The sequence below is a fragment of the Georgenia sp. X1117 genome (genome assembly GCF_057784635.1).
The window spans coordinates 1,870,457-1,888,892 of sequence record NZ_CM173492.1 but is presented as its reverse complement, the minus strand read 5'-3'; the positions used below and the strand labels follow the sequence as shown (position 1 = coordinate 1,888,892).

Annotated in this window: 22 protein-coding genes; 13 read left to right on the top strand and 9 right to left on the bottom strand. The window is 73.7% G+C overall.

Annotated elements, in window-relative coordinates:
- Positions 1-81: 81 nt before the first annotated feature.
- Complete coding sequence (locus AC3D3D_RS08680; RefSeq protein ID WP_463662818.1) at positions 82-1,086, top strand: ABC transporter ATP-binding protein; 1,005 nt, start codon at positions 82-84, stop codon at positions 1,084-1,086.
- Complete coding sequence (locus tag AC3D3D_RS08675) at positions 1,079-1,936, top strand: ABC transporter permease (RefSeq protein WP_463662817.1); 858 nt, start codon at positions 1,079-1,081, stop codon at positions 1,934-1,936. Before AC3D3D_RS08680 ends, AC3D3D_RS08675 begins: the two co-directional genes overlap by 8 nt.
- A 36-nt stretch (positions 1,937-1,972) precedes the next feature.
- Here AC3D3D_RS08675 and AC3D3D_RS08670 read toward each other — a convergent pair whose 3' ends face one another.
- Positions 1,973-2,368, bottom strand: coding sequence for a (R)-mandelonitrile lyase (locus tag AC3D3D_RS08670; RefSeq protein WP_463662816.1), 396 nt, complete (start codon positions 2,366-2,368; stop codon positions 1,973-1,975).
- A gap of 138 nt (positions 2,369-2,506) precedes the next feature.
- Here AC3D3D_RS08670 and AC3D3D_RS08665 point away from each other — a divergent pair, with 138 nt between their 5' ends.
- Positions 2,507-2,758 carry a VOC family protein gene (locus AC3D3D_RS08665; RefSeq protein ID WP_463662815.1) on the top strand — a complete coding sequence of 84 codons (252 nt, stop codon included), beginning with the start codon at positions 2,507-2,509 and terminating at the stop codon, positions 2,756-2,758.
- Positions 2,759-2,785: 27 nt separating this feature from the next.
- Here AC3D3D_RS08665 and AC3D3D_RS08660 read toward each other — a convergent pair whose 3' ends face one another.
- Complete coding sequence (locus tag AC3D3D_RS08660) at positions 2,786-3,166, bottom strand: cupin domain-containing protein (RefSeq protein ID WP_463662814.1); 381 nt, start codon at positions 3,164-3,166, stop codon at positions 2,786-2,788.
- Between the two features lie 40 nt (positions 3,167-3,206).
- On the opposite strand from AC3D3D_RS08660, the gene fdxA reads away from it, so the two are divergent.
- The 3 genes from fdxA to AC3D3D_RS08645 all read left to right on the top strand — a co-directional run bounded on the left by fdxA (position 3,207) and on the right by AC3D3D_RS08645 (position 4,574).
- Positions 3,207-3,563 (top strand): ferredoxin, encoded by a 357-nt coding sequence (fdxA, locus tag AC3D3D_RS08655; RefSeq protein ID WP_463662813.1) that lies wholly within the window; start codon positions 3,207-3,209, stop codon positions 3,561-3,563.
- Between the two features lie 65 nt (positions 3,564-3,628).
- Positions 3,629-3,973, top strand: coding sequence for a cupin domain-containing protein (locus tag AC3D3D_RS08650; protein WP_463662812.1), 345 nt, complete (start codon positions 3,629-3,631; stop codon positions 3,971-3,973).
- Between the two features lie 73 nt (positions 3,974-4,046).
- On the top strand, positions 4,047-4,574 hold the full coding sequence (locus tag AC3D3D_RS08645) for a hypothetical protein (protein WP_463662811.1): 528 nt from the start codon (positions 4,047-4,049) through the stop codon (positions 4,572-4,574).
- 3 nt (positions 4,575-4,577) lie between these two features.
- Here AC3D3D_RS08645 and AC3D3D_RS08640 read toward each other — a convergent pair whose 3' ends face one another.
- Positions 4,578-5,603, bottom strand: a complete 1,026-nt coding sequence (locus tag AC3D3D_RS08640; protein WP_463662810.1) for an LLM class flavin-dependent oxidoreductase — start codon at positions 5,601-5,603, stop codon at positions 4,578-4,580.
- A gap of 76 nt (positions 5,604-5,679) precedes the next feature.
- Between AC3D3D_RS08640 and AC3D3D_RS08635 the strand changes: the two genes are divergently transcribed.
- A complete protein-coding gene (locus AC3D3D_RS08635) occupies positions 5,680-6,303 on the top strand; it encodes an NADPH-dependent F420 reductase (protein WP_488511870.1) in 624 nt (207 codons plus the stop codon).
- Between the two features lie 187 nt (positions 6,304-6,490).
- Here AC3D3D_RS08635 and AC3D3D_RS08630 read toward each other — a convergent pair whose 3' ends face one another.
- Complete coding sequence (locus tag AC3D3D_RS08630; RefSeq protein ID WP_463662808.1) at positions 6,491-7,279, bottom strand: hypothetical protein; 789 nt, start codon at positions 7,277-7,279, stop codon at positions 6,491-6,493.
- Between the two features lie 207 nt (positions 7,280-7,486).
- Between AC3D3D_RS08630 and AC3D3D_RS08625 the strand changes: the two genes are divergently transcribed.
- Together AC3D3D_RS08625 and AC3D3D_RS08620 are read left to right on the top strand one after the other, a co-directional pair.
- Positions 7,487-8,008: a peptidylprolyl isomerase gene (locus tag AC3D3D_RS08625; RefSeq protein ID WP_463662807.1), complete on the top strand. Its 522-nt coding sequence runs from the start codon at positions 7,487-7,489 to the stop codon at positions 8,006-8,008.
- Positions 8,005-8,919, top strand: a complete 915-nt coding sequence (locus AC3D3D_RS08620; RefSeq protein WP_463662806.1) for a rhomboid family intramembrane serine protease — start codon at positions 8,005-8,007, stop codon at positions 8,917-8,919. Before AC3D3D_RS08625 ends, AC3D3D_RS08620 begins: the two co-directional genes overlap by 4 nt.
- A gap of 425 nt (positions 8,920-9,344) precedes the next feature.
- On the opposite strand, the gene AC3D3D_RS08615 is transcribed toward AC3D3D_RS08620, so the two are convergent.
- Positions 9,345-9,620 carry a cell division protein CrgA gene (locus AC3D3D_RS08615; RefSeq protein ID WP_463662805.1) on the bottom strand — a complete coding sequence of 92 codons (276 nt, stop codon included), beginning with the start codon at positions 9,618-9,620 and terminating at the stop codon, positions 9,345-9,347.
- A 117-nt stretch (positions 9,621-9,737) separates the two neighbouring features.
- Here AC3D3D_RS08615 and AC3D3D_RS08610 point away from each other — a divergent pair, with 117 nt between their 5' ends.
- Genes AC3D3D_RS08610 through AC3D3D_RS08595 form a run of 4 tightly spaced genes read left to right on the top strand, consistent with a single transcriptional unit; the run spans position 9,738 to position 11,993 of the window.
- A complete protein-coding gene (locus tag AC3D3D_RS08610; RefSeq protein WP_463662804.1) occupies positions 9,738-10,478 on the top strand; it encodes a DUF881 domain-containing protein in 741 nt (246 codons plus the stop codon).
- Positions 10,475-11,215: a class E sortase gene (locus tag AC3D3D_RS08605; RefSeq protein WP_463662803.1), complete on the top strand. Its 741-nt coding sequence runs from the start codon at positions 10,475-10,477 to the stop codon at positions 11,213-11,215. Before AC3D3D_RS08610 ends, AC3D3D_RS08605 begins: the two co-directional genes overlap by 4 nt.
- A complete protein-coding gene (locus AC3D3D_RS08600) occupies positions 11,215-11,370 on the top strand; it encodes a hypothetical protein (RefSeq protein ID WP_463662802.1) in 156 nt (51 codons plus the stop codon). Before AC3D3D_RS08605 ends, AC3D3D_RS08600 begins: the two co-directional genes overlap by 1 nt.
- A 2-nt stretch (positions 11,371-11,372) precedes the next feature.
- On the top strand, positions 11,373-11,993 hold the full coding sequence (locus AC3D3D_RS08595; protein ID WP_463662801.1) for an anthranilate synthase component II: 621 nt from the start codon (positions 11,373-11,375) through the stop codon (positions 11,991-11,993).
- Positions 11,994-12,128: 135 nt separating this feature from the next.
- On the opposite strand, the gene pknB is transcribed toward AC3D3D_RS08595, so the two are convergent.
- From pknB to AC3D3D_RS08575, 4 genes are read right to left on the bottom strand one after another with little or no spacing between them, the layout of a single operon-like run.
- Positions 12,129-14,177, bottom strand: coding sequence for a Stk1 family PASTA domain-containing Ser/Thr kinase (gene pknB, locus AC3D3D_RS08590; RefSeq protein WP_463662800.1), 2,049 nt, complete (start codon positions 14,175-14,177; stop codon positions 12,129-12,131).
- Positions 14,174-15,160 carry a serine/threonine-protein kinase gene (locus tag AC3D3D_RS08585; protein WP_463662799.1) on the bottom strand — a complete coding sequence of 329 codons (987 nt, stop codon included), beginning with the start codon at positions 15,158-15,160 and terminating at the stop codon, positions 14,174-14,176. Before AC3D3D_RS08585 ends, pknB begins: the two co-directional genes overlap by 4 nt.
- Positions 15,157-16,611: a peptidoglycan D,D-transpeptidase FtsI family protein gene (locus tag AC3D3D_RS08580; protein ID WP_463662798.1), complete on the bottom strand. Its 1,455-nt coding sequence runs from the start codon at positions 16,609-16,611 to the stop codon at positions 15,157-15,159. The genes AC3D3D_RS08585 and AC3D3D_RS08580 overlap by 4 nt, the downstream gene beginning before the upstream one ends.
- Positions 16,608-18,425 carry an FtsW/RodA/SpoVE family cell cycle protein gene (locus AC3D3D_RS08575; RefSeq protein WP_463662797.1) on the bottom strand — a complete coding sequence of 606 codons (1,818 nt, stop codon included), beginning with the start codon at positions 18,423-18,425 and terminating at the stop codon, positions 16,608-16,610. The genes AC3D3D_RS08580 and AC3D3D_RS08575 overlap by 4 nt, the downstream gene beginning before the upstream one ends.
- Positions 18,426-18,436 lie beyond the last annotated feature (11 nt).

Genomic DNA, 18,436 nt, shown 5'->3' with positions numbered 1-18,436 from the left:
CGTACCGAGAGTCTGCCGATACCTTCAGTATCACCATACTCAAGGTATCTGAATGCGACGGCGCGGACGACGGAGGAACTCATGACTGACGCGGTGCTCGAGGTCGACGCCCTCACCCGACGCTTCGGCGCGGTGGTGGCGAACGACGGGGTCCATCTGCGCGTGCGTCCCGGCGAGGTGGTCGGGCTCCTCGGGCACAACGGGGCCGGCAAGACGACGATCGTCTCGCAGGTCGTCGGGCTCCTGCGGCCCGACTCGGGCAGCATCCGCGTCGCCGGTGTCGACGCCGTCGCGCAGCCGGCGACGGCACGGCGGGCGGTGGCGCTCCAGGGACAGGCGCAGGCCCCGCTCGACGGGCTCAGCCCGCGCTCGGCGATCGAGATCGCCGGCCGGCTGCGGGGGATGAGCGGACGGCAGGCCCGCGTCGCCGCCGACGCGCTGGCCGACGAGCTCGACCTGCACGAGTGGTACACCCGCCGCGTCTCCACGCAGGGCACCGGCCTGTCGGGCGGGGTCCGGCGGCTGACCGCCTTCGCCATGGCCGCCGTCGCGCCGGTCCCGCTGGTCGTCCTCGACGAGCCCACCAACGACGTCGACGCCGTGCGCCGGCGCCGGCTGTGGGACACCGTGCGCCGGCTCGGCGACGAGGGGGCGGGCGTCCTGCTGGTCACCCACAACGTCGCGGAGGCCGAGCGTGTGGTCGACGAGCTCGTCGTGCTCGACGCCGGCCGGGTGGTCGCCGCCGGCACCCCGGCCGCGATCCGCGGGTCCCGCGCCGACGGGCTGCGCCTCGAGCTCGCCCTGGTCCCCGGCGGGCCGGACCCCTCTCTGGGCGAGATCCCGGTCCCCGTCGAGCGCCGGGTCGGCGTCGGGCGCCGGGTCCTGCTGACGATCAAGGCCGCCGACGCCGAGCGCGCCGTCGCCTGGGCCACCGCCCTGCGCGCCCGCGACGAGATCGATGGCTACACCCTGGCGCCGGTCACCCTCGAGGACGCCTACCTCGCCCTGACCGGCGGCGGCGAAGCAGCCCCCGCCGACGACGACACCACCACCGACGAGGCCGCCACGGAGGTCCACCATGTCTGAGTCCGCAGCCACCCGCCCCACCGAGGCGGCCACAGGCACCGCGCCCGCCACCGGCGCTGCACCCGCCACCGGGACCGCGCCGACCCACGCGGCTCCGACGGTCCCTCCGCCGGCGGGCACCTGGACGGTCCTTGTCACCCTGCTGCGCTGGACGCTGGCCCAGACCGGGCCGATGCTCCCGCTCGTGGTGGTGGTCCAGGCGATGCTCGCCGCGGGGGTCATCGTCGGCTTCGGGCTGCTCATCCCCGACGTCGACGGTGACGCGGCGGCCTTCCTGTCCACCGGAGCCCCCACCGTGCTGCTGCTCATGGTGGGCCTGGTCGTCGTCCCGCAGGGGGTCGCGCAGGCCCGGGCCAACGGCACCTTCACCTACCAGCGGGCGCTGCCCGTGCCGCGGGTGCTCGTGCTCGTCGCGGACCTGCTGGTGTGGCTCGTCGTCTCGCTGCCGAGCGTGGTGGTGGCGGTGCTCGTGGCGGGGCTGCGCTTCGACCTCACGTTCACGATCGACTGGCCGTTGCTCGTCGGTGCCTCGCTGCTGACGGCCCTGACGGCGACCGCCGTGGGATACGCGATCGCCGTCGTCCTGCCGCCGATGCTCGCGCAGGTGATCAGCCAGGTGCTCGTCTTCCTCGTCCTGCTCTTCTCGCCGATCACCTTCCCCGCCGACCGGCTGCCGGACTGGTTCCAGCGGGTGCACGAGGTGCTGCCGATCCAGCCGGCCGGCGACCTCGTCCGCGCCGGCCTCCTCGCCGACAGCTACGACGCGAGCGCGCGGGACCTGCTCGTGCTGGGCGCGTGGTGCGTCGTCGGGCTCCTGGTCGCGCTGCGGGCGCTGGTCCGCCGCGACTGACCGGCCGGCTCTCCCCGACGCGCCCTCCGCCGGCGATCAGTGCTGGTTGTACTCCTGGTCCGAGACCAGGGCGCCCCACACGGTCTCGGGGCCGTCGTCCTGGCCGTCGGTGATCGCGATGTGGCTCATGAAGGTGTCGCGGCCGGCGCCGTGCCAGTGCCACAGCCCGGCGTGGAACCGGATGACGTCGCCCTCGCGGAAGACCTGTACCCGGCCCTGCGCCACCTGCACCAGGCACAGGCCCTCGGTGATGTAGATCGTCTGGCCGACCGGGTGCATGTGCCACCCGGTGCGGGCGCCTGGCGCGAACCGCACGACGGCGGAGTGCACGTGGGTGGGTGTCGTCCCCGTGGTGATGGGGGTCAGCCAGACGTCCCCGGTGAACCGGTCCTCGGGACCGCGGACCGCCGCGACGTTCGATCGGACGTCCATGCTCGTGCCCTCCTTCGTGCCGAGGGGTCCTCGCGGGCGGTGTCCCCCGTCACGTCCAGGCTAGCGACGTCGGCGGCCGGGCGGGAGGTCGGCGGCCAGGTCGGTGCCGGCAGCGATCGCGTCCGGAGGGTGGCGTACGTGGGCGGCACGATCGCGGGCGCCGACGTCGTCGACGACAAGGACTACCCGCTGCGGGACTCCGCCTACTCGTTCCTGCTGACGTTCGACACGGTCGAGGAGGCGCAGCGCGTGGGCGCCGCCATGCTGGAGGGCGGCGGCAGCGTGCAGATGCCGTTCGAGCCGGCGCCGTGGGGCGACCACTACGGCCAGATGTTCGACCGCTTCGGCGTGATGTGGGCGTTCAACGTCCCCGGGACCCCGCCGGCCTGACCGAGGGGCGGTGTCACCTTCGGCGGCTCAGCCCCGCGTCGAGCCGAGGCCGAGGCCCGGCTTGCGGGCGTGCACCGTGAGGTAGCGGATCCCCTCGTCGCCGGCGCGCACCCCGCGCACCGTGCCGCGGAGCAGGTGCACGACGTCGCCCGGCGTCAGCGGTGCGGTCCCGTCGTCGGTGCTGAGCACCCCCGACCCGGCGACGACGTGCCACAGCACGTCGAGCGCGGGTCCCTCGTGGGGCTCGATCGTCGCGCCGGGCGGGAGCTGGACGACGTTGGCGTCGAGCCCGCGGTCCTCGTCGGCGAGCCGCCAGACCGCGCCGGTCACGCCCGGCTCGCCCACCGGCGGCTCGAGGTCACCGGTCGAGACCAGCACGCGTGGCCGAGAGGCGCCGTCGTCGGACATGAGCCGAGTTTATCGGGATCCACCCCGCTAAACTCCCGTCATGACGTACGTGATCGCGGAGCCGTGCATCGACGTGCTCGACCGGTCGTGCATCGACGAGTGCCCGGTGGACTGCATCTACGAGGGCGACCGGATGCTCTACATCCACCCCGAGGAGTGCATCGACTGCGGGGCCTGCGAGCCGGTGTGCCCGGTGCTGGCGATCTACTACGAGGACGACCTGCCCGCGGACCTGCGCCCCTTCCTGGGCGAGAACGCCGCCTTCTTCGACGACACCCTGCCCGGCCGGGACGAGCCCGTCGGCTCGCCCGGCGGCGCGTACACCCTCGGCCGGATCGGCGCCGACACCGCGCTCGTGGCCGCGACGCCGCCGCGGGCGGGCAGACGGGGACGGTAGACCCGGCGAGAAGGACCACGCGGTCCGGCGACCGGCGTCGGACGTACGACCGGCAAGGAGGAGCGATGGAATCGATCGGTCTCATGGCATCGGCCGAGAAGCAGCTCGAGCTCGCCCGCGGCGCTCGGTCGCGCCGCGCGTCCACCGCGCTTGTCGGGGACCGGGACTCGCGGCTGCGCCTGCACCTCATGGCGCTCGCGGCCGGCACCGCGCTGGACGAGCACGAGAGCCCGGGGGAGGCCACCCTGCACGTGCTCGTCGGGCGGGTGCGCCTCATCGCCGGGTCGCGCTCGCTCACCCTCGTGGCCGGCGAGCTCGCCGAGATCCCGCCGGAGCGGCACTCGGTCGAGGCCGACGAGGACTCGGCGCTGCTGCTCACCGTCGCCCGCGACCGGCCCGCCGCCGACTGACCGCGGCCCGGGTAGTCCTCACCGGTGCGTCGGCGGCCGGCCGGGCCTACCGTGGTGCCGACGGAGGTGGACGATGAGACGGACGACCAGGCGGATGCTCGCCACGATCGCCGTCGCGCTCGTGGCCGTGGCCGGGTGCGGCGAGGACGACCCCACGGGGCCCGCGACCGAGGACCCGGACGGGGAGGGGCCCGGCATCGAGGTCCCCACCGACGAGGCGCCCTCCGAGGACGAGGCCCCGAGCGACGACGACCAGGGTGGCGTGGAGAGCGGCAGCGGCGAGGCTCCCAGCGACGGCGCGGACCCGGGCGGCGGTGACCCGGACGCCGCGGTCGACGCAGCAGTGGCGGACCTGGCCGAGCGCGAGGGGGCGGACCCCGCGGACATCTCGGTGATCACCCTCGAGGAGGTCACCTGGTCCGACGGCTCGATCGGCTGCCCGCAGCCCGGGCAGGCCTACACCCAGGCGCTCGTCGAGGGCACGCGACTCGTCCTCGAGCTCGACGGCGAGGAGTACCACTTCCACGGCGCCGGTGACGGGGCCCTGTCGTACTGCGCCGACCCGCGCGAGCCGGCCTCGACCGGGGACGCCGTCCAGTAACCCTCAGGCCAGCATGTCCCGCACCAGCGGGGCGACCTTCTCGCCGTAGAGCTCGATGCTGCGCAGGATCTTCTCGTGGGCGAGGCGGCCCGTGCTGACCTTGAGGTCGAAGCGGCTCGCGCCGAGCGAGCGGATCCCGTCGGCGATCTTGCGGGCCACCGTCTCCGGCGAGCCGACCGCCATCGAGCCGTGCTCGATCTCGTGCTCGAAGGCCGCGCGCGAGGGCCGGGTCCAGCCGCGCTCGCGGCCGATGCGCTCGACCTGCTCGATGTAGTGCGGGTAGATCTCCTCGGCCGCCTGCTCGTCGGTCTCGGCCACGTGGCCGTAGGAGTGGTAGCCGACGCGGCGCTCCTCGTTCTCGAACTGGTCCTGGGCGCGACGGTAGAGGTCGGCGAAGGGCGCGAACCGGGCCACCGGCCCACCGATGATCGCCAGCATGAGCGGCAGGTCGTGATGGGCGGCCCGCACCACCGACTGCGGGCTGCCGCCGACCGCGACCCAGGCGGTGAGCATGCCGTGCTCGATCGGCGGGTAGAGCGTCACCCGGTCGAGGTTCTGCACGTGGGTGCCTCGCCAGGTCACCGGCTGGGACGTCCGGAGCCGAGCGAAGACCTCGAGCTTCTCCTCGAACAGGGCCTCGTAGTCCTCCATGGCGAACCCGAACAGCGGGAAGGACTCGATGAAGGAGCCGCGGCCGAGGATGACCTCGGCGCGACCGTTGCTCAGGGCGTCGAGAGTGCCGAAGCGCTCGTGCACGCGCACGGGGTCGTCCGAGCTGAGCACGGTCACCGCCGAACCGAGACGGATGCGCTCGGTGCGGGCCGCGATCGCCGCGAGGACCATCTCCGGGGAGGAGACGGCGAAGTCGTCCCGGTGGTGCTCGCCGATGCCGATGAAGTCCAGCCCGACCTCGTCGGCCCGCACCCCCTCCTCGACGACGTTGCGCACCGTCTGGGCATGGCTGAGGAGGGTGCCGTTCTCGTCCGCGGTGACGTCGCCGAAGGTGTCGATGCCGAGCTCGATGGTCATGCCCTCCGCAACCGGGTGCCGATCGGTGCTATTCCGCCGGTGGAATAGGTCGGCCGCCGTCCGGCGTTCCCAGGACATGACGCAGACCATCGGGATCGTGGGCGCCGGCCGGCTCGGCACGGCGCTGGGCCGGCTCGTCGCCGAGGCCGGTGACCGACTGCTCGTCACCGACCGGCCCGACGCGCCCCACCTCGCGCTGGTCGTCGCCAGCGTCCTGCCCGAGGCCGAGCTCGTCGACCTGGCCACGATCACCGCCGAGGCCGACGTCGTCGTCCTCGCCACCCCGCTGGTCGTGGCCCGCGAGCTGGACCTCGGGGACTACGGCGGGATCGTCGTCGACGCCACCAACGCCTGGGAGGCCACCGACGAGGCCACCGCCCACGAGGTCGGCACGACGGCGACGCTCGCCGCCGCGTACCCGGGCGCCTGCGTGGTCAAGTCGCTCAACCAGTCCGCCTACGCCGACCTCCTGGTCGACGCCCGCCCCGCCGGGGCGGCCGGCCGTCGGGCCTTCGGGGTGGCGGGCGCGGACGAGCACGCCGTCGCGGTCGTCGCCGATCTCGTGGACCGGATGGGGTTCGACCCCGTGCCGGTCGGGGCCGACGCCGCCCACCTGCTCGAGCCGGGCGGGCCGGTCTTCGGGCGCAAGCTGGTCCGCGACGACCTCGCGGAGGTCATCCGCAGCGCACGCGCCGCCTGACCCTCACGCGCAACCGCGTCGATCGCGCACGCGCAGCCTCACCGACCGAGCCCGGCACCATCGACCGCGCGGCCCCGCCGACGAGCGGCGAACGCCCGTCGTGCCGACAGACGTCGGACCACCCCCTCACCGACGACGACGGGGGCGACCGTCACCGGTCGCCCCCCGTCGTCGTGGTGGGTACAGGTCAGGCGCGCGGGGTGCCCGTCTGCGGGTCGGTCGCGGCGTTCTCGTCGGCCGCGTCATCGGGGGCGTCGGTCGCGTCGCTGACCTGCCCGGAGGAGGAGCCCGTGACGTCGGCCGCCTTGTCCTTGACGGTGCCGGCGGCGGAGCTCGCTGCGTCCTTGGCACGGCCGGCGAGGTCGGCGGCCTTGTCCTTGGCGGCCCCGGCCTTCTCGCCGAGCGAGCCCGCGGCGCCGGTGGTGGGCTGCGAGACGGTGGTGTCGTCCCAGTACTCCTCGGCCCACGGGTCGTCGACGGGCTGGGTGCGGCGCCACACGAGGTAGCCCGCGCCGGCGACGGCGGTACCCACGAGCACCCAGCCGATGACCTTGCCCGCGCCACCCTTCTTCTTGGGGGCGGGCTCGCTGAGCGAGGTGCGTGCGGCGTCGGTGGCCTTCTTCGCCCGCTCGGACAGCGGGGCGTCGCCCTTGGCGGCGTCGGAGGCCTCCTGCATGGCGCGCTGGACGCGCGGCACGTACTCGTCCTTCACCTTGTCCCGGGCGGTCGCGTAGCCGGACTCGGCCTTGGTGCGGGCCTGCTCGAGCGTGGGGCCGGCGGCCTCGCGCGCGTCGCTCAGCGCCTTCTGCACCTTGGGGGCCGCCCACTCGACGCCCTCCTGGGCGAGCTCGGCCGCGCGGGCGCCGGACACCTTGGCCTGCTCGGACAGTGCCGTACCGAGCTCGGCGAGCTTCGCGCCGACGTCGGCCTGGTCGGACGCCGCAGGCTCGGGCGTGCGCTTGTTCTTGCGCGACATGAGTCTCTCTCCATTCGTTGCGGTCGTGAGGCCGGGATCCACCGCGCTCGGCGGCGCTGACCGGCCGTCCCACCCCCCATAGTTCCGTATCAGGGGCGACGCTGCCAGTAGAGCCGGTGAACCCGACCACAGCGGTCCGCCATGCGGACGCACCGGCGCGCGGGAGTCGACCCGTCCGCACGGCGCCGTGCGTGCGAGGATTGGACCATGGACGCCATCCTCCACACCAACCACGGCGACGTGTCGATCCGGCTCTTCCCGAACCACGCGCCGAAGACCGTCAGCAACTTCGTCGAGCTCGCGCGCGGGACGAAGGAGTTCACCGACCCCGAGACCGGCGAGAAGGTGACCCGCCCCTTCTACGACGGGCTGACCTTCCACCGGATCATCCCCAACTTCATGATCCAGGGCGGCTGCCCCGAGGGCACCGGAACGGGCGGCCCGGGCTACACCTTCGACGACGAGATCCACCCGGAGCTCGGCTTCACCGAGCCCTACGTGCTGGCGATGGCCAACGCGGGCAAGATGATGGGCCGGGGCACCAACGGCTCGCAGTTCTTCATCACGACCCAGCCCACCACGTGGCTGCAGGGCAAGCACACCATCTTCGGCGCGGTGACGGACGAGGCCTCCCGCGGCGTCGTCGACTCGATCGGCGCGGTGCCCACCGGTGCGGCCGACCGTCCGGTCGAGCCCGTCGTCATCGAGTCCGTCGAGATCGTCGAGTGAGTCACCCGCCCGGACCCGGCGACCCCCGCGAGGGCGCGGGTCCGGGCGGATCCCACCCGGACGCGCCGCACGAGGCGCAGCCGTCCGGGCCGCAGACGCCCGGTGCGGGCGCGCACGGCGGTCAGCCCGGCGCCTACCGGCGCGCGCCCCAGTTCGGCGCCTACGTCACGCCCGGCCAGGCCTACCCGGCCCACCCCGTCCCGGGCGAGCCCCACCCCGACAACCGGCCCCGGCGTCGGGACCCGCGCCGACGCTCGCCGATCGGGGTCCGCCCCACTCCGGGCAGCCCGTACGTCACGTTCGTCGTCATGGGCCTCATCGCCCTGGTCCAGGTGCTCCAGCGCGCCGGTTCGGGGGTCCAGGCCGACCTCCTCTACTGGCCGGCCGTCACCGAGGTCGAGCCGTGGCGGATGCTCACCGCCGTCCTCCTGCACGGGGGCCTGTTCCACCTGCTGTTCAACATGTACGCGCTGTGGATCGCAGGTCAGGCGCTCGAGCAGGTCGTGGGCCGCTGGCGCCTCGCGGTGCTCATGGTCCTCACCGCACTGGGCGGCTCGACGGCGGTGCTCCTGCTCTCGGGGGGTCCGGGCAGCTCCGGGTGGATCACCGGCTTCGTCGGGTTCTCCGGCGCGATCATGGGTCTGTTCGGTGCGATCCTCGTGATCTGGCGGAGCCTGGGGCAGGAGACCAGCCAGCTCGTCGTGCTGCTCGGCATCAACATCGTCATCGGTTTCATCCCCGGCTTGAACATCTCCTGGGAGGCGCACCTGGGCGGCATGGTCGTCGGGGCTGTGCTCGGCCTGGCCTGGTTCCTGGGGCACCGACGCCCCACGACCACCGCCGTGATCTCCTCCGTCGCCATGGCCGCCGTGCTGGTCGGCACCTGCGCGACCTACCTCGCCCTGGTCTGACCGAGCGCACTCACCCGACGCCGGTGCCTGAGCGCCGTCGTCCACCACGCCGCCCCAGCGGGCCCCGCAGGCGTACCCGCTCCGTCCACACCTGGAATCACAGGTGTGGAGTTACACCGCTGTCATTACTCCCCAGATGTGGGAAAGCCTGTGGAAAACTGGTCCTCGGTGGGCCGTGCCCACGGTCGAGCGAATGACACGGCTGTGTTTCTCCCCCGGATGTGGACATGCCTGTGGACATCCGTCGTCGGACGGGGGATCGTCGGGCGCTGCGCCGACAGGCCGGGAGCGTGCACGGACGTCGACGGTCGGCGGCGGGGGAGGAGCGACGGCGGCAGCGCCGTCGAGCAGGGGTGCCAGGAGCGGGGGCGTCGGGCGTCGGACCCGACACCGGGGCCGGCGTCGTTGCCGGCCCCGGGCGGGGGTCAGCGCCAGCGCAGCGTCATGAGGAACCCGATCATCGCGATGCCGAAGCCGATGGCCAGGTTCCAGTTGCCGATCCCGGGGACGGGGTAGCCGGCGGAGGTCAGGTAGGTGACGAGGACGTACACCAGGCCGAGAATCATGAGGGTGACCATCGTCGGCGCCCACCACGACGGGTTCGGTGCGGGGGCCGCGGCGGCAGCGGCCTGGGCCTCCTCCTGGTCGGTGCGGGTGACGGGCGAACCGTCCTTGCGCTTGCGCTTCTTCGAGACGGGCACGTGGTCCTCCAGTGGTGGCCCCCGGTCGGGGCGGTGGGCTGTGTCGTCGGGCGCCCGGGGCGCGACCTCGACCTATCGTAGTCTTCGAGCATCCGGTCGACGGCGGGAGGAGGCAGGATGTCGCGTCTGCGCGTCCCGCCGGCGTCCCTGCGGGTGGCCGCCGTCGGTGTCCTCGCCGGGCTCATCATCGCCCTCAACGCGGCCGACGCCGGGGACGACCCCGAGCGCGCCGCGACCGACCTCGTCTCCCTGGCTCGCGCCCAGACCGGCCGGCTGGAGACCCTCGAGCAGGAGAACGAGGAGCTGCGCGAGGCGATCGAGCCCTACCTCGACCCGCACGTCGAGGGTGCCCGGCAGGTCCCCGACGACGTCCGGGTCGCCGCCGGCGCCGTGGCGGTGAGCGGCCCCGGCGTCGAGGTGGCGCTCGAGGACGCGCCCACCCCGGAGTCCGGCATCCCCGTCGACCGCGTGGCCGACGACTACGTCGTCCACCAGCAGGACGTCGAGGGCGTCATCAACGCGCTGCGCGCCGGCGGTGCGGAGGCACTGACCGTGCAGGGCCAGCGCCTGCTCAGCACCACCACGGTGCGCTGCGTGGGCAACGTCCTGTACGTGGGCGCGCGGGTCTACTCCCCACCGTTCGTCATCGCCGCCGTCGGGGACACCGACGACCTGCTGGCCGCCCTCGACGAGTCCCCCGCGGTGGACGTCTACCGCCAGTGGGTCGACCTCATCGGCCTGGGCTACGAGGTCACCGTCCACGAGGAGATGGAGATGCCCGCCGCCGCCTCCACGGGCTCGACCCGCTTCGCCGAGGCGCTCGAGGGCACGGACCACGGCGGCGGGAGCACCGGATGACGACGACCGACCGCCCACCGGCCGCGCGCCGTCGCTCCCGCGTGTGGGACACCGTCGGGGTGCTCGGCGAGCTCCTGCTCACCGCCGGGGTCATCCTCGGGCTCTACGTGCTCTGGCAGCTGTGGTGGACCGACCTCGAGGGGCACGCCCGTCAGGACGAGGCGGTCGCCGCCTTCGCCGAGCAGGTGGGGCAGGCCCCGGCGGCGGCCGGCGAGCCGCGCGACGACGAGCCGCCGGCGGCAGACGGGCTCGTCACGCTGCCCGACGGGACCGAGGCGATCGGCGTCGTGCACGTCCCCACCTGGGACGACCGCGCGCTGCCCCTGGTCGAGGGCATCGGCATGGACGTCCTCGACCTGGGGGCCGTGGGCCGCTACCCGGAGACGGCGATGCCCGGCGAGGTCGGGAACCTGGCGGTGGCCGGTCACCGGCAGACCCACGGCTCGCCGCTGGGGCGCGTCGCCGACCTCGAGGTCGGCGACCCGGTGGTCGTCGAGACGGCGGAGGCCTATTACGTCTACCGGGTCACCGGCAGCGAGATCGTGCGGCCCTGGGACGTCGAGGTCGTCGCGCCGGTGCCGAACGACCCCGCCGCCGAGCCCACCGAACGCCTGATGACCCTGACCACCTGCCACCCGTTCAACTACTCCACCCACCGCTGGATCACCTACACCGAGCTCGACCACTGGGTCGACCGCGCCGACGGCGCACCCGCCGAGCTCCTCGGGGAGAGCTGATGTACGCCGCGCTGTTCCGTGCCCTGCCCGGCCCCCGATGGGTGCGGGTCCTGCTGCTGACCGCTCTGCTCGTGGCCGCCGTGGGCGCCCTCTTCGTCTGGGTGTTCCCCTGGGTAGAGTCGATCCTCCCCAGCGCCGACCTGACCGTGGAGTGACCGTGGCCCGCATCCTCGTGGTGGACAACTACGACAGCTTCGTCCACACGATCGTCGGCTACCTCCAGCAGCTCGGCGCGCGGACCGTGGTCACGCGCAACGACGCCGTAGAGGTGGACCTCGACGGCGTCGACGGCGTGCTCGTCTCCCCGGGGCCGGGCATCCCCAAGGCCGCCGGACGCTCGGGCGAGATCATCGAGGCCTGCGCGGCCGCGGGCGTGCCGATGCTCGGGGTGTGCCTCGGGCACCAGGTGCTGGCCGAGCTCTACGGCGGGGTCGTCACCCACGCGCCCGAGCTCATGCACGGTCGCACCTCCGAGGTCGAGCACGAGGGCACGGGTGTCCTCGCCGGGCTGCCGACGCCGTTCACCGCGGCGCGCTACCACTCGCTGGCCGTCGTCCCGGAGTCGGTGCCCGAGGAGCTCGTGGTCACTGCTCGTACGGCCGGTGGTGTGGTGATGGGGCTGGCGCACCGCGAGCTGCCGCTGCACGGGGTGCAGTTCCACCCGGAGTCGGTGATGACCCAGGGCGGGCACCGGCTGCTGGCCAACTGGCTCGAGCTGGCCGGGCAGGACGGCGCCGCCGAGGTCGCGGACGGGCTCGCCCCGCTCGTGCGCCGCTGAGCGGCGGGGATCCCGACCGCCGACCGGGGCGCTGCCCGCGGTCGGTGCGCTGCCGCCGGTCGGTGCTCACTCGTCGGGCAGAAAGCCGCTCACTCGTGAGGCAGGAAGGTGCTCACTCGTGGGACCGGAGCGGGCTCACCCGTCGCCGTTGCCGTCCGTCGGGGTCTCGGTCGGGTCCTCGGTGGGTTCCTCGGTGGGTTCCTCGGTGGGTTCCTCGGGACCCTGCGAGACGACGAGGTCGATGCGGGTGCCCTGGTCGACGAGCCCGGTCTGGGACTGGGAGACGATCTGCCCCTCGGGGTACTCGTCGGAGTTCTCCTCGGTCACCGCGTAGCTGAGCTCGAGGGAGTCGAGGATGCTCTCGGCCTCCTCGCGCGGCAGCCCGGTGAGGTCCTGGACGTCGACCCGCCCGGAGGCGAGGACGATCGTCACCTCCGTGCCGCGCGGTACGAAGGTCCCCGCCGCGGGTTCCGTCCGGAGCGCCTGGTCGGCGCTCGCGCCGGGTTCGTCGACCGTGGAGATGTTGCCGACCTCGAGACCGGCCTCCTCCAGGAGGGCGCGCGCCTCCTCCTGGGTACGACCCGCGACGTCCGGCACCTCCGCGTCGCCCACGCCGTCGGACAGGACCACCTGCACCGAGGAGCCGGGGGCGACCCCGGTGCCCGGGGCCGGCGTCGAGCGGAGGAACAGGCCCTCCTCGATCTCGTCGGAGCTCTCCGGCTCACCGAACTCGGCCACGAGGTCGAGCTCGTCGAGGGCGTCGACGATCTCGGCGCGGTCGAGCCCGTCGAGCTCGGGGACCGTCACCTCGGACGGCCCGGAGGAGAGCACGACGTCGACGCCGCTGCCGGCCTCCACGGAGGTGCCCGGTTCGGGCTGGGAGCTGAGGAAGAGCCCCTCCTCGACGTCGTCGGAGGGTTCGGGGTCGAGGAAGTTGGGGACGAGCTCCTCGTCCTCGAGCGCCTGTGCGATACCGGCCTCGTCGAGCCCCTCGAGCTGGGGGACGTCGACCATCGTCACCGAGGGGGTCTCCGGCTCGTCGTCCCCGCCCGTGACGAGCAGGTAGGTGACCACGCCGCCGACCGCGAGCAGCGCGACGAGCAGGATCCACAGCCAGGCGCGGGAGCGCTTCGGCTCCTCCTCGACGGCCTGCGGTGTGCGGCGGTAGCCCTCGCCGTTGTCGGCGGGCGGGGCCGCGGCCGCGGCGGGCGTGGAGGTACCGGTGGAGGGAACGAGCTGGGTGGCCGAGCCGGCGGCGGCACCGGCCGCGGCGGCGCCCGCCACCCAGGCGGCGGTCGGCGGGGCGGCCACCTCGCTGCCGCGGTGGGCGGCCAGCAGGTCGCTGCGGAAGTGGGCGGCGTCGGAGTAGCGCTCGTCGCGGTCCTTGGCCAGGGACTTCATGACCACCCGGTCGAGCGTCTCGGGGATGTCCGAGGCGATCGTCGACGGCGTCGGCGGGATCTCCCGCACGTGCTGGTAGGCCACGGCCACGGCGGAGTCGCCGGAGAAGGGCGGGCGGCCGGTGAGCAGCTCGAAGAGCAGGCAGCCGGTGGAGTACAGGTCCGAGCGGGCGTCGACGACCTCGCCGCGTGCCTGCTCGGGGGAGAGGTACTGGGCGGTGCCGACCACCGAGTGCGGCTGGGTCATCGTCGCCGAGTTGTCCGACAGCGCCCGCGCGATGCCGAAGTCCATCACCTTCACGTCACCGGTGGGGGTGATCATGATGTTCCCGGGCTTGATGTCCCGGTGGACGATGCCCTCGCGGTGGCTGTACTCCAGGGCGTTGAGCACGCCCACGACGATCTCGACGGCCTCCCCGATCGGCACGGGGTCGCCGTCGCCGAGGAGCTCGCGGACCGTGTGGCCCTCGACGTACTCCATGACGATGAACGGCACGCGCCGCTCGTCGGGGGTCCCCGCACCGGTGACGTGCTCGCCGGTGTCGTACACCGAGACGATCGCCGGGTGGTTGAGCCCGGCCGACGACTGGGCCTCGCGCCGGAACCGGGCGAGGAAGGACGGGTCGCGGGCAAGGTCCGCGCGCAGCATCTTCACGGCGACCGTGCGGGACAGGCGCAGGTCGCGTCCGACGTGCACCTCGGCCATCCCACCGCGCCCGATGAGGCCCCCGAGCTCGTACCGGTCCGCCAGGACCAGGGGTCCGTCGGTCACGTGCTCACTCACGTGCTGTCCTCCTTCGCGGTCTCCGCCCGGTCTCCCGCGGCGGGCGCGGTGCCGTCCACTCTACCGAGACGATCGTGCCTGACCCGTCGAGGTCGACGGATCTCGTCCAGCGCGTCGCGCAACCGTGTCGCCGCGGCCCCCGCCGACGCCGGGCGCTCCTCCGGCGTCTTGGCCAGCAGCTCCCGCACGAGGTCGCCGAGGACCGGCGGCACCCCCACGAGGTCCGGCACGGGCGCCGAGACGTGCTCGAGCAGCACGTCCAGGGGACGGGCCCCGCCGAAGGGGCGCCGGCCCAGCAGCGACTCGAAGGCGATGACGCCGACCGCGTACAGGTCGGCCGCGGGGCTCGCGGTGCCCCCGCGGGCCAGCTCGGGCGACAGGTACTCGGGGGTGCCCATGACCATGCCCGTCGAGGTCATCGTCTCCTGGCCCACCGCTCGCGAGATCCCGAAGTCGGTGAGCTTGACGGTGCCCCGCGTCGAGACCAGGACGTTGGCCGGCTTGACGTCCCGGTGCACGACGCCGGCGTCGTGGGCGGCAGCCAGGGCGTCGAGCACCTGGGAGAGGATCCGCACCGTCGCGGCCGGGGCGAGGGAGCCGGAGCGGGCGAGGATGTCGGCCAGGTCGTCGCCCACGACGAGCTCGTGGGTGAGGTAGGCGCCGCCGTCCTCGGCCCGCCCGTGGTCGAGCAGGGCGGCGATGTTGACGTGCCGCAGCCGGGCCGTGTTCTGCGACTCCTTGCGGAACCGCTCGAGGAAGTGCGGCTGCGCGGCCAGGTCGGGGTGCAGGCACTTGATCGCCACCCGGCGGTCGAGCCGCCGGTCGTGGGCGACCCACACCTCCCCGGAGCCCCCGGTGTTGAGCGGCGTGACCAGCTCGTAGCGGCCGGCCACCCGGGCACCCGCACGCAGGCGCGTCGCCGCGACCTGCGCGGCCACGTCGTCGGGCAGGGGCGCAGGGACGGCCGGTCGCTCGTCGGTCACTCGAGGACCGCCTCCATCACGTCGGCGGCGATGGGCGCGGCCAGCTGGGCACCGCCGACGCCCCAGCCGACGTCCCCGCCGTTCTCGACGATGACGGCCACGGCGACCTGCGGGTCGTCGGCCGGTGCGAAGCCCGTGTACCAGGCGTGCGGCGGAGTGTTCGCGTCGATCTCGGCGCTGCCGGTCTTCCCGGCCACGCTCACCTCGGGGATCGCGCCCGGGTTGTCGTAGCCCTGCTCGACGACGTCGATCATCATCGACGTCATCTCCTCGGCGGTGCGCTCGGAGATCGGCTCGGAGAAGACCTCCGGGTCGTGGGAGTCGACCTCCTCGAGGTCCGGCGAGAGCGTGCGGTCGACCAGGTAGGGGGTCATCAGGGTGCCGTCGTTGGCGATCGCGGCGGCGACCATCGCCATCTGCAGCGGGTGCGTGCGCACCGAGAACTGCCCGATCGAGGACTGGGCGAGCTCGGGGGGCGTCGCGTCGGCCGGGAACCGCGACGGCGTGACGCCCATGGGGATCTCGAGGTCCTGGCCGAAGCCGAAGGCCTCCGCCTGCTCGTTGAGCTCGTCGGTGCCCAGGTTGACCGCGCCGATGGCGAAGGGGGTGTTGCAGCTCTCGATCAGTGCCTGGCGCAGCGTGGTGCGGCCGGAGCCGTCGCCGCAGGCCCGCTCACCGGGGTTGTGCATGAAGGTCTGCGTCTGCGGGAGCTGGTACTCGGTCGGCGCCTCGACCATGGAGTCGGCCATGAGCCCGTTCTCGACCATCGCCGCGGCGGTGATGAGTTTGAACGTGGAGCCGGGCGCGTACTGGTCGCCGCCGATGGCCCGGTTGAGCAGCGGCCGGTCGGGGTCGGCGGCCAGGGTGTCGTACGCCTCCGTGGCCTCGGAGCGCACGTGCGAGGCCAGCGGGTTGGGGTCGTAGGAGGGGGAGGAGTACATCGCCAGGATCGCCCCGGTGGAGGGGTCGATGGCGACGACGGCGCCCCGCTGGTCGCCCAGCCCCTCGATCGCGGCGGCCTGGGCGGCGGGGTCGATGGTCAGCTCGAGGGCCCCGCCGCGGGGCTGGTTGCCGGTGACCAGGGACTGCAGCCGGGACAGCAGGAGGCCCGGGTCGTTGCCGTTGAGCACGTCGTTGCCGGAGCGCTCCAGCCCGGTCATCGAGGAGTGCACGACCGAGAAGTAGCCCGTGAGGTGGGCGTAGGCGGGGCCCTGCTGGTATCGGCGCAGGTAGTTGTAGGCGTCGTCGACCGGCTCCGAGGTGACGATCGGGGTGCCGGCGACGACGATCGGGCCGCGGTCCCGGCCGAACTCGCGGTAGAAGGTGCGCACGTTGCGGCCGTCGGCGTTGAGGTCCCCGGCCTGGACGAACTGGACGGTCGTGGCGGAGACCATGAGCGAGAGGAACATGAGCACGACCACGAGGGTCAGTCGGCGGATCTGGTCGTTCATCGTCCCTCCTCGGGGCCGTCGTGGTCGCCGTCGGGCGGGAGCAGGGTCTCGGCGGTGGCGTCGTCCGCCGCGGGCCGGTCGGTCGTCCCCCGCGCGGGGCGGGGCCCGGCGTCGCCGTCGTCGGCCGGGACGGCCGCGTGCTGCTCGGTGGGGCGGTCCCACGACGGGCTCGCGCCGTCCGCCGCCCGGCGCTCGTCCGTGGGCCGGAAGGAGGAGCGTGGCCGGTCGTCGCCCGCGGGGGGCCGGCCCGTGTCCGGGTAGGGCGTCCAGCCGCCGTCGGCCCCGTCGTCGGTCGCGCCGCCGTCGCCCTGCGTGCTGCCCGCACCGCCCGGTCCGACCGGACCACCCGCACCGCCCGGACCGACCGCGGACCCTGCGGACCGCGAGGCCGCGGCCGGCGCTCCGGCCGGGACCGGCGCGCGCTCGTCGGGGGGCGCGTCGGGGGAGGGCGCCGTCGTCGAGACGGCGAGCACCGCGGAGGGGTCGGCGACCGGCGTGGGTCGGCGACCGGCGTCGGAGATGCGCAGCAGCAGCGCGACGATCACCCAGTTCGCGACGAGCGAGGAGCCGCCCGCGGCGAGGAAGGGGGTGGTCAGGCCGGTGAGCGGGATCAGCCGGGTCACGCCCCCGACGACGACGAACACCTGCAGCGCCATGGTGAAGGCCAGGCCCGCGGCGAGGAGCTTGCCGAAGCCGTCGCGAACGGCCACCGAGGCGCGCAGGCCCCGCTGGACGAGGATGAGGTAGAGCAGGAGGATCGCCAGCAGCCCGGTGAGGCCGAGCTCCTCGCCGAGCGAGGCGATGATGAAGTCGGACTCGGCGTAGGGCACGAGCTGGGGGTAGCCCAGGCCCCACCCGGTGCCCATGAGGCCGCCGGAGGCGAGGCCGAACAGGCCCTGCACGAGCTGGCCGGAGCCACCGGGGCTGCGCGAGTAGATCTCCGGGTCCAGGGCGTTGATCCACACGTCGACGCGCGCGCCGACGTGCGGGAAGAGCGTGGCGGCGACCAGGGCGCCGCCGGCGCCGAGCAGCCCACCGAGGATCACCCAGCTGATCCGCTCGGTGGCCAGGTACATGAGGGCGACGAACATGCCGAAGAAGAGCACCGCCGTGCCCAGGTCGCGCTGCACGACGAGCACGGCCATGCACATGCCCCACACGATGAGGATGGGGCCCAGGTCGCGCGGCCGGGGCAGGTGCATGCCCAGGAACCGCGGGCCCGCCAGGGCGAGGTTGTCCCGGTTGGCCACGAGGTAGCCGGCGAAGAAGATGGCCAGGGCGATCTTGGCGATCTCGGCGGGCTGGAAGCTGAAGGGACCGATGCCCACCCAGATGCGCGCGCCGTTGATGGTGCGGCCGATGCCCGGCAGCATCGGCAGCAGGAGCAGGATGATGCCGGCGATCATCGAGGTGTAGGTCAGGCCGCGCAGCCCCCGGTGGTCGCGCACCAGCAGCAGGACGGCCAGCGCGAGGCCCACCCCGAGCGCGGTCCACATGAGCTGGCGGTCCACGCCGGCGGTGCCCTCGGCGAGGTCGAGCCGGTGGATCATCGTCAGCCCGATGCCGTTGAGCAGGACGACGACCGGCAGGATCACCGGGTCGGCGTAGGGGGCCCGCCAGCGCACGACCAGGTGGGCGACCAGGGCGAAGCCGGCGAAGATGCCGCCGCGGGTGAGCAGGTCGGGCGGGAGCGTGCCGTTGACGTTGAGCGAGACCTGGACGTAGCCGAACATCACCAGGGCCACGGCCAGGATGAGCAGGCCGAGCTCTGGCCACCGCCCCGAGCGGGCGACCTGCTGCCGGACGACCGCCATCAGAGGGCGCC

Excerpts from the sequence above, each read along its gene's own strand:
- AC3D3D_RS08630 (WP_463662808.1), bottom strand. The coding sequence starts at position 7,279 with ATGTCGCGCAAGAACAAGCGCACGCCCGAGCCTGCGGCGTCCGACCAG.
- AC3D3D_RS08640 (WP_463662810.1), bottom strand. The coding sequence starts at position 5,603 with ATGACCATCGAGCTCGGCATCGACACCTTCGGCGACGTCACCGCGGAC.
- AC3D3D_RS08635 (WP_488511870.1), top strand. The coding sequence starts at position 5,680 with ATGACGCAGACCATCGGGATCGTGGGCGCCGGCCGGCTCGGCACGGCG.
- AC3D3D_RS08660 (WP_463662814.1), bottom strand. The coding sequence starts at position 3,166 with ATGTCCGACGACGGCGCCTCTCGGCCACGCGTGCTGGTCTCGACCGGT.
- AC3D3D_RS08580 (WP_463662798.1), bottom strand. The coding sequence starts at position 16,611 with ATGAACGACCAGATCCGCCGACTGACCCTCGTGGTCGTGCTCATGTTC.
- fdxA (WP_463662813.1), top strand. The coding sequence starts at position 3,207 with ATGACGTACGTGATCGCGGAGCCGTGCATCGACGTGCTCGACCGGTCG.
- AC3D3D_RS08575 (WP_463662797.1), bottom strand. The coding sequence starts at position 18,425 with ATGGCGGTCGTCCGGCAGCAGGTCGCCCGCTCGGGGCGGTGGCCAGAG.
- AC3D3D_RS08605 (WP_463662803.1), top strand. The coding sequence starts at position 10,475 with ATGACGACGACCGACCGCCCACCGGCCGCGCGCCGTCGCTCCCGCGTG.
- AC3D3D_RS08600 (WP_463662802.1), top strand. The coding sequence starts at position 11,215 with ATGTACGCCGCGCTGTTCCGTGCCCTGCCCGGCCCCCGATGGGTGCGG.
- AC3D3D_RS08610 (WP_463662804.1), top strand. The coding sequence starts at position 9,738 with ATGTCGCGTCTGCGCGTCCCGCCGGCGTCCCTGCGGGTGGCCGCCGTC.
- AC3D3D_RS08670 (WP_463662816.1), bottom strand. The coding sequence starts at position 2,368 with ATGGACGTCCGATCGAACGTCGCGGCGGTCCGCGGTCCCGAGGACCGG.
- AC3D3D_RS08680 (WP_463662818.1), top strand. The coding sequence starts at position 82 with ATGACTGACGCGGTGCTCGAGGTCGACGCCCTCACCCGACGCTTCGGC.
- AC3D3D_RS08625 (WP_463662807.1), top strand. The coding sequence starts at position 7,487 with ATGGACGCCATCCTCCACACCAACCACGGCGACGTGTCGATCCGGCTC.
- AC3D3D_RS08675 (WP_463662817.1), top strand. The coding sequence starts at position 1,079 with ATGTCTGAGTCCGCAGCCACCCGCCCCACCGAGGCGGCCACAGGCACC.
- AC3D3D_RS08645 (WP_463662811.1), top strand. The coding sequence starts at position 4,047 with ATGAGACGGACGACCAGGCGGATGCTCGCCACGATCGCCGTCGCGCTC.
- AC3D3D_RS08650 (WP_463662812.1), top strand. The coding sequence starts at position 3,629 with ATGGAATCGATCGGTCTCATGGCATCGGCCGAGAAGCAGCTCGAGCTC.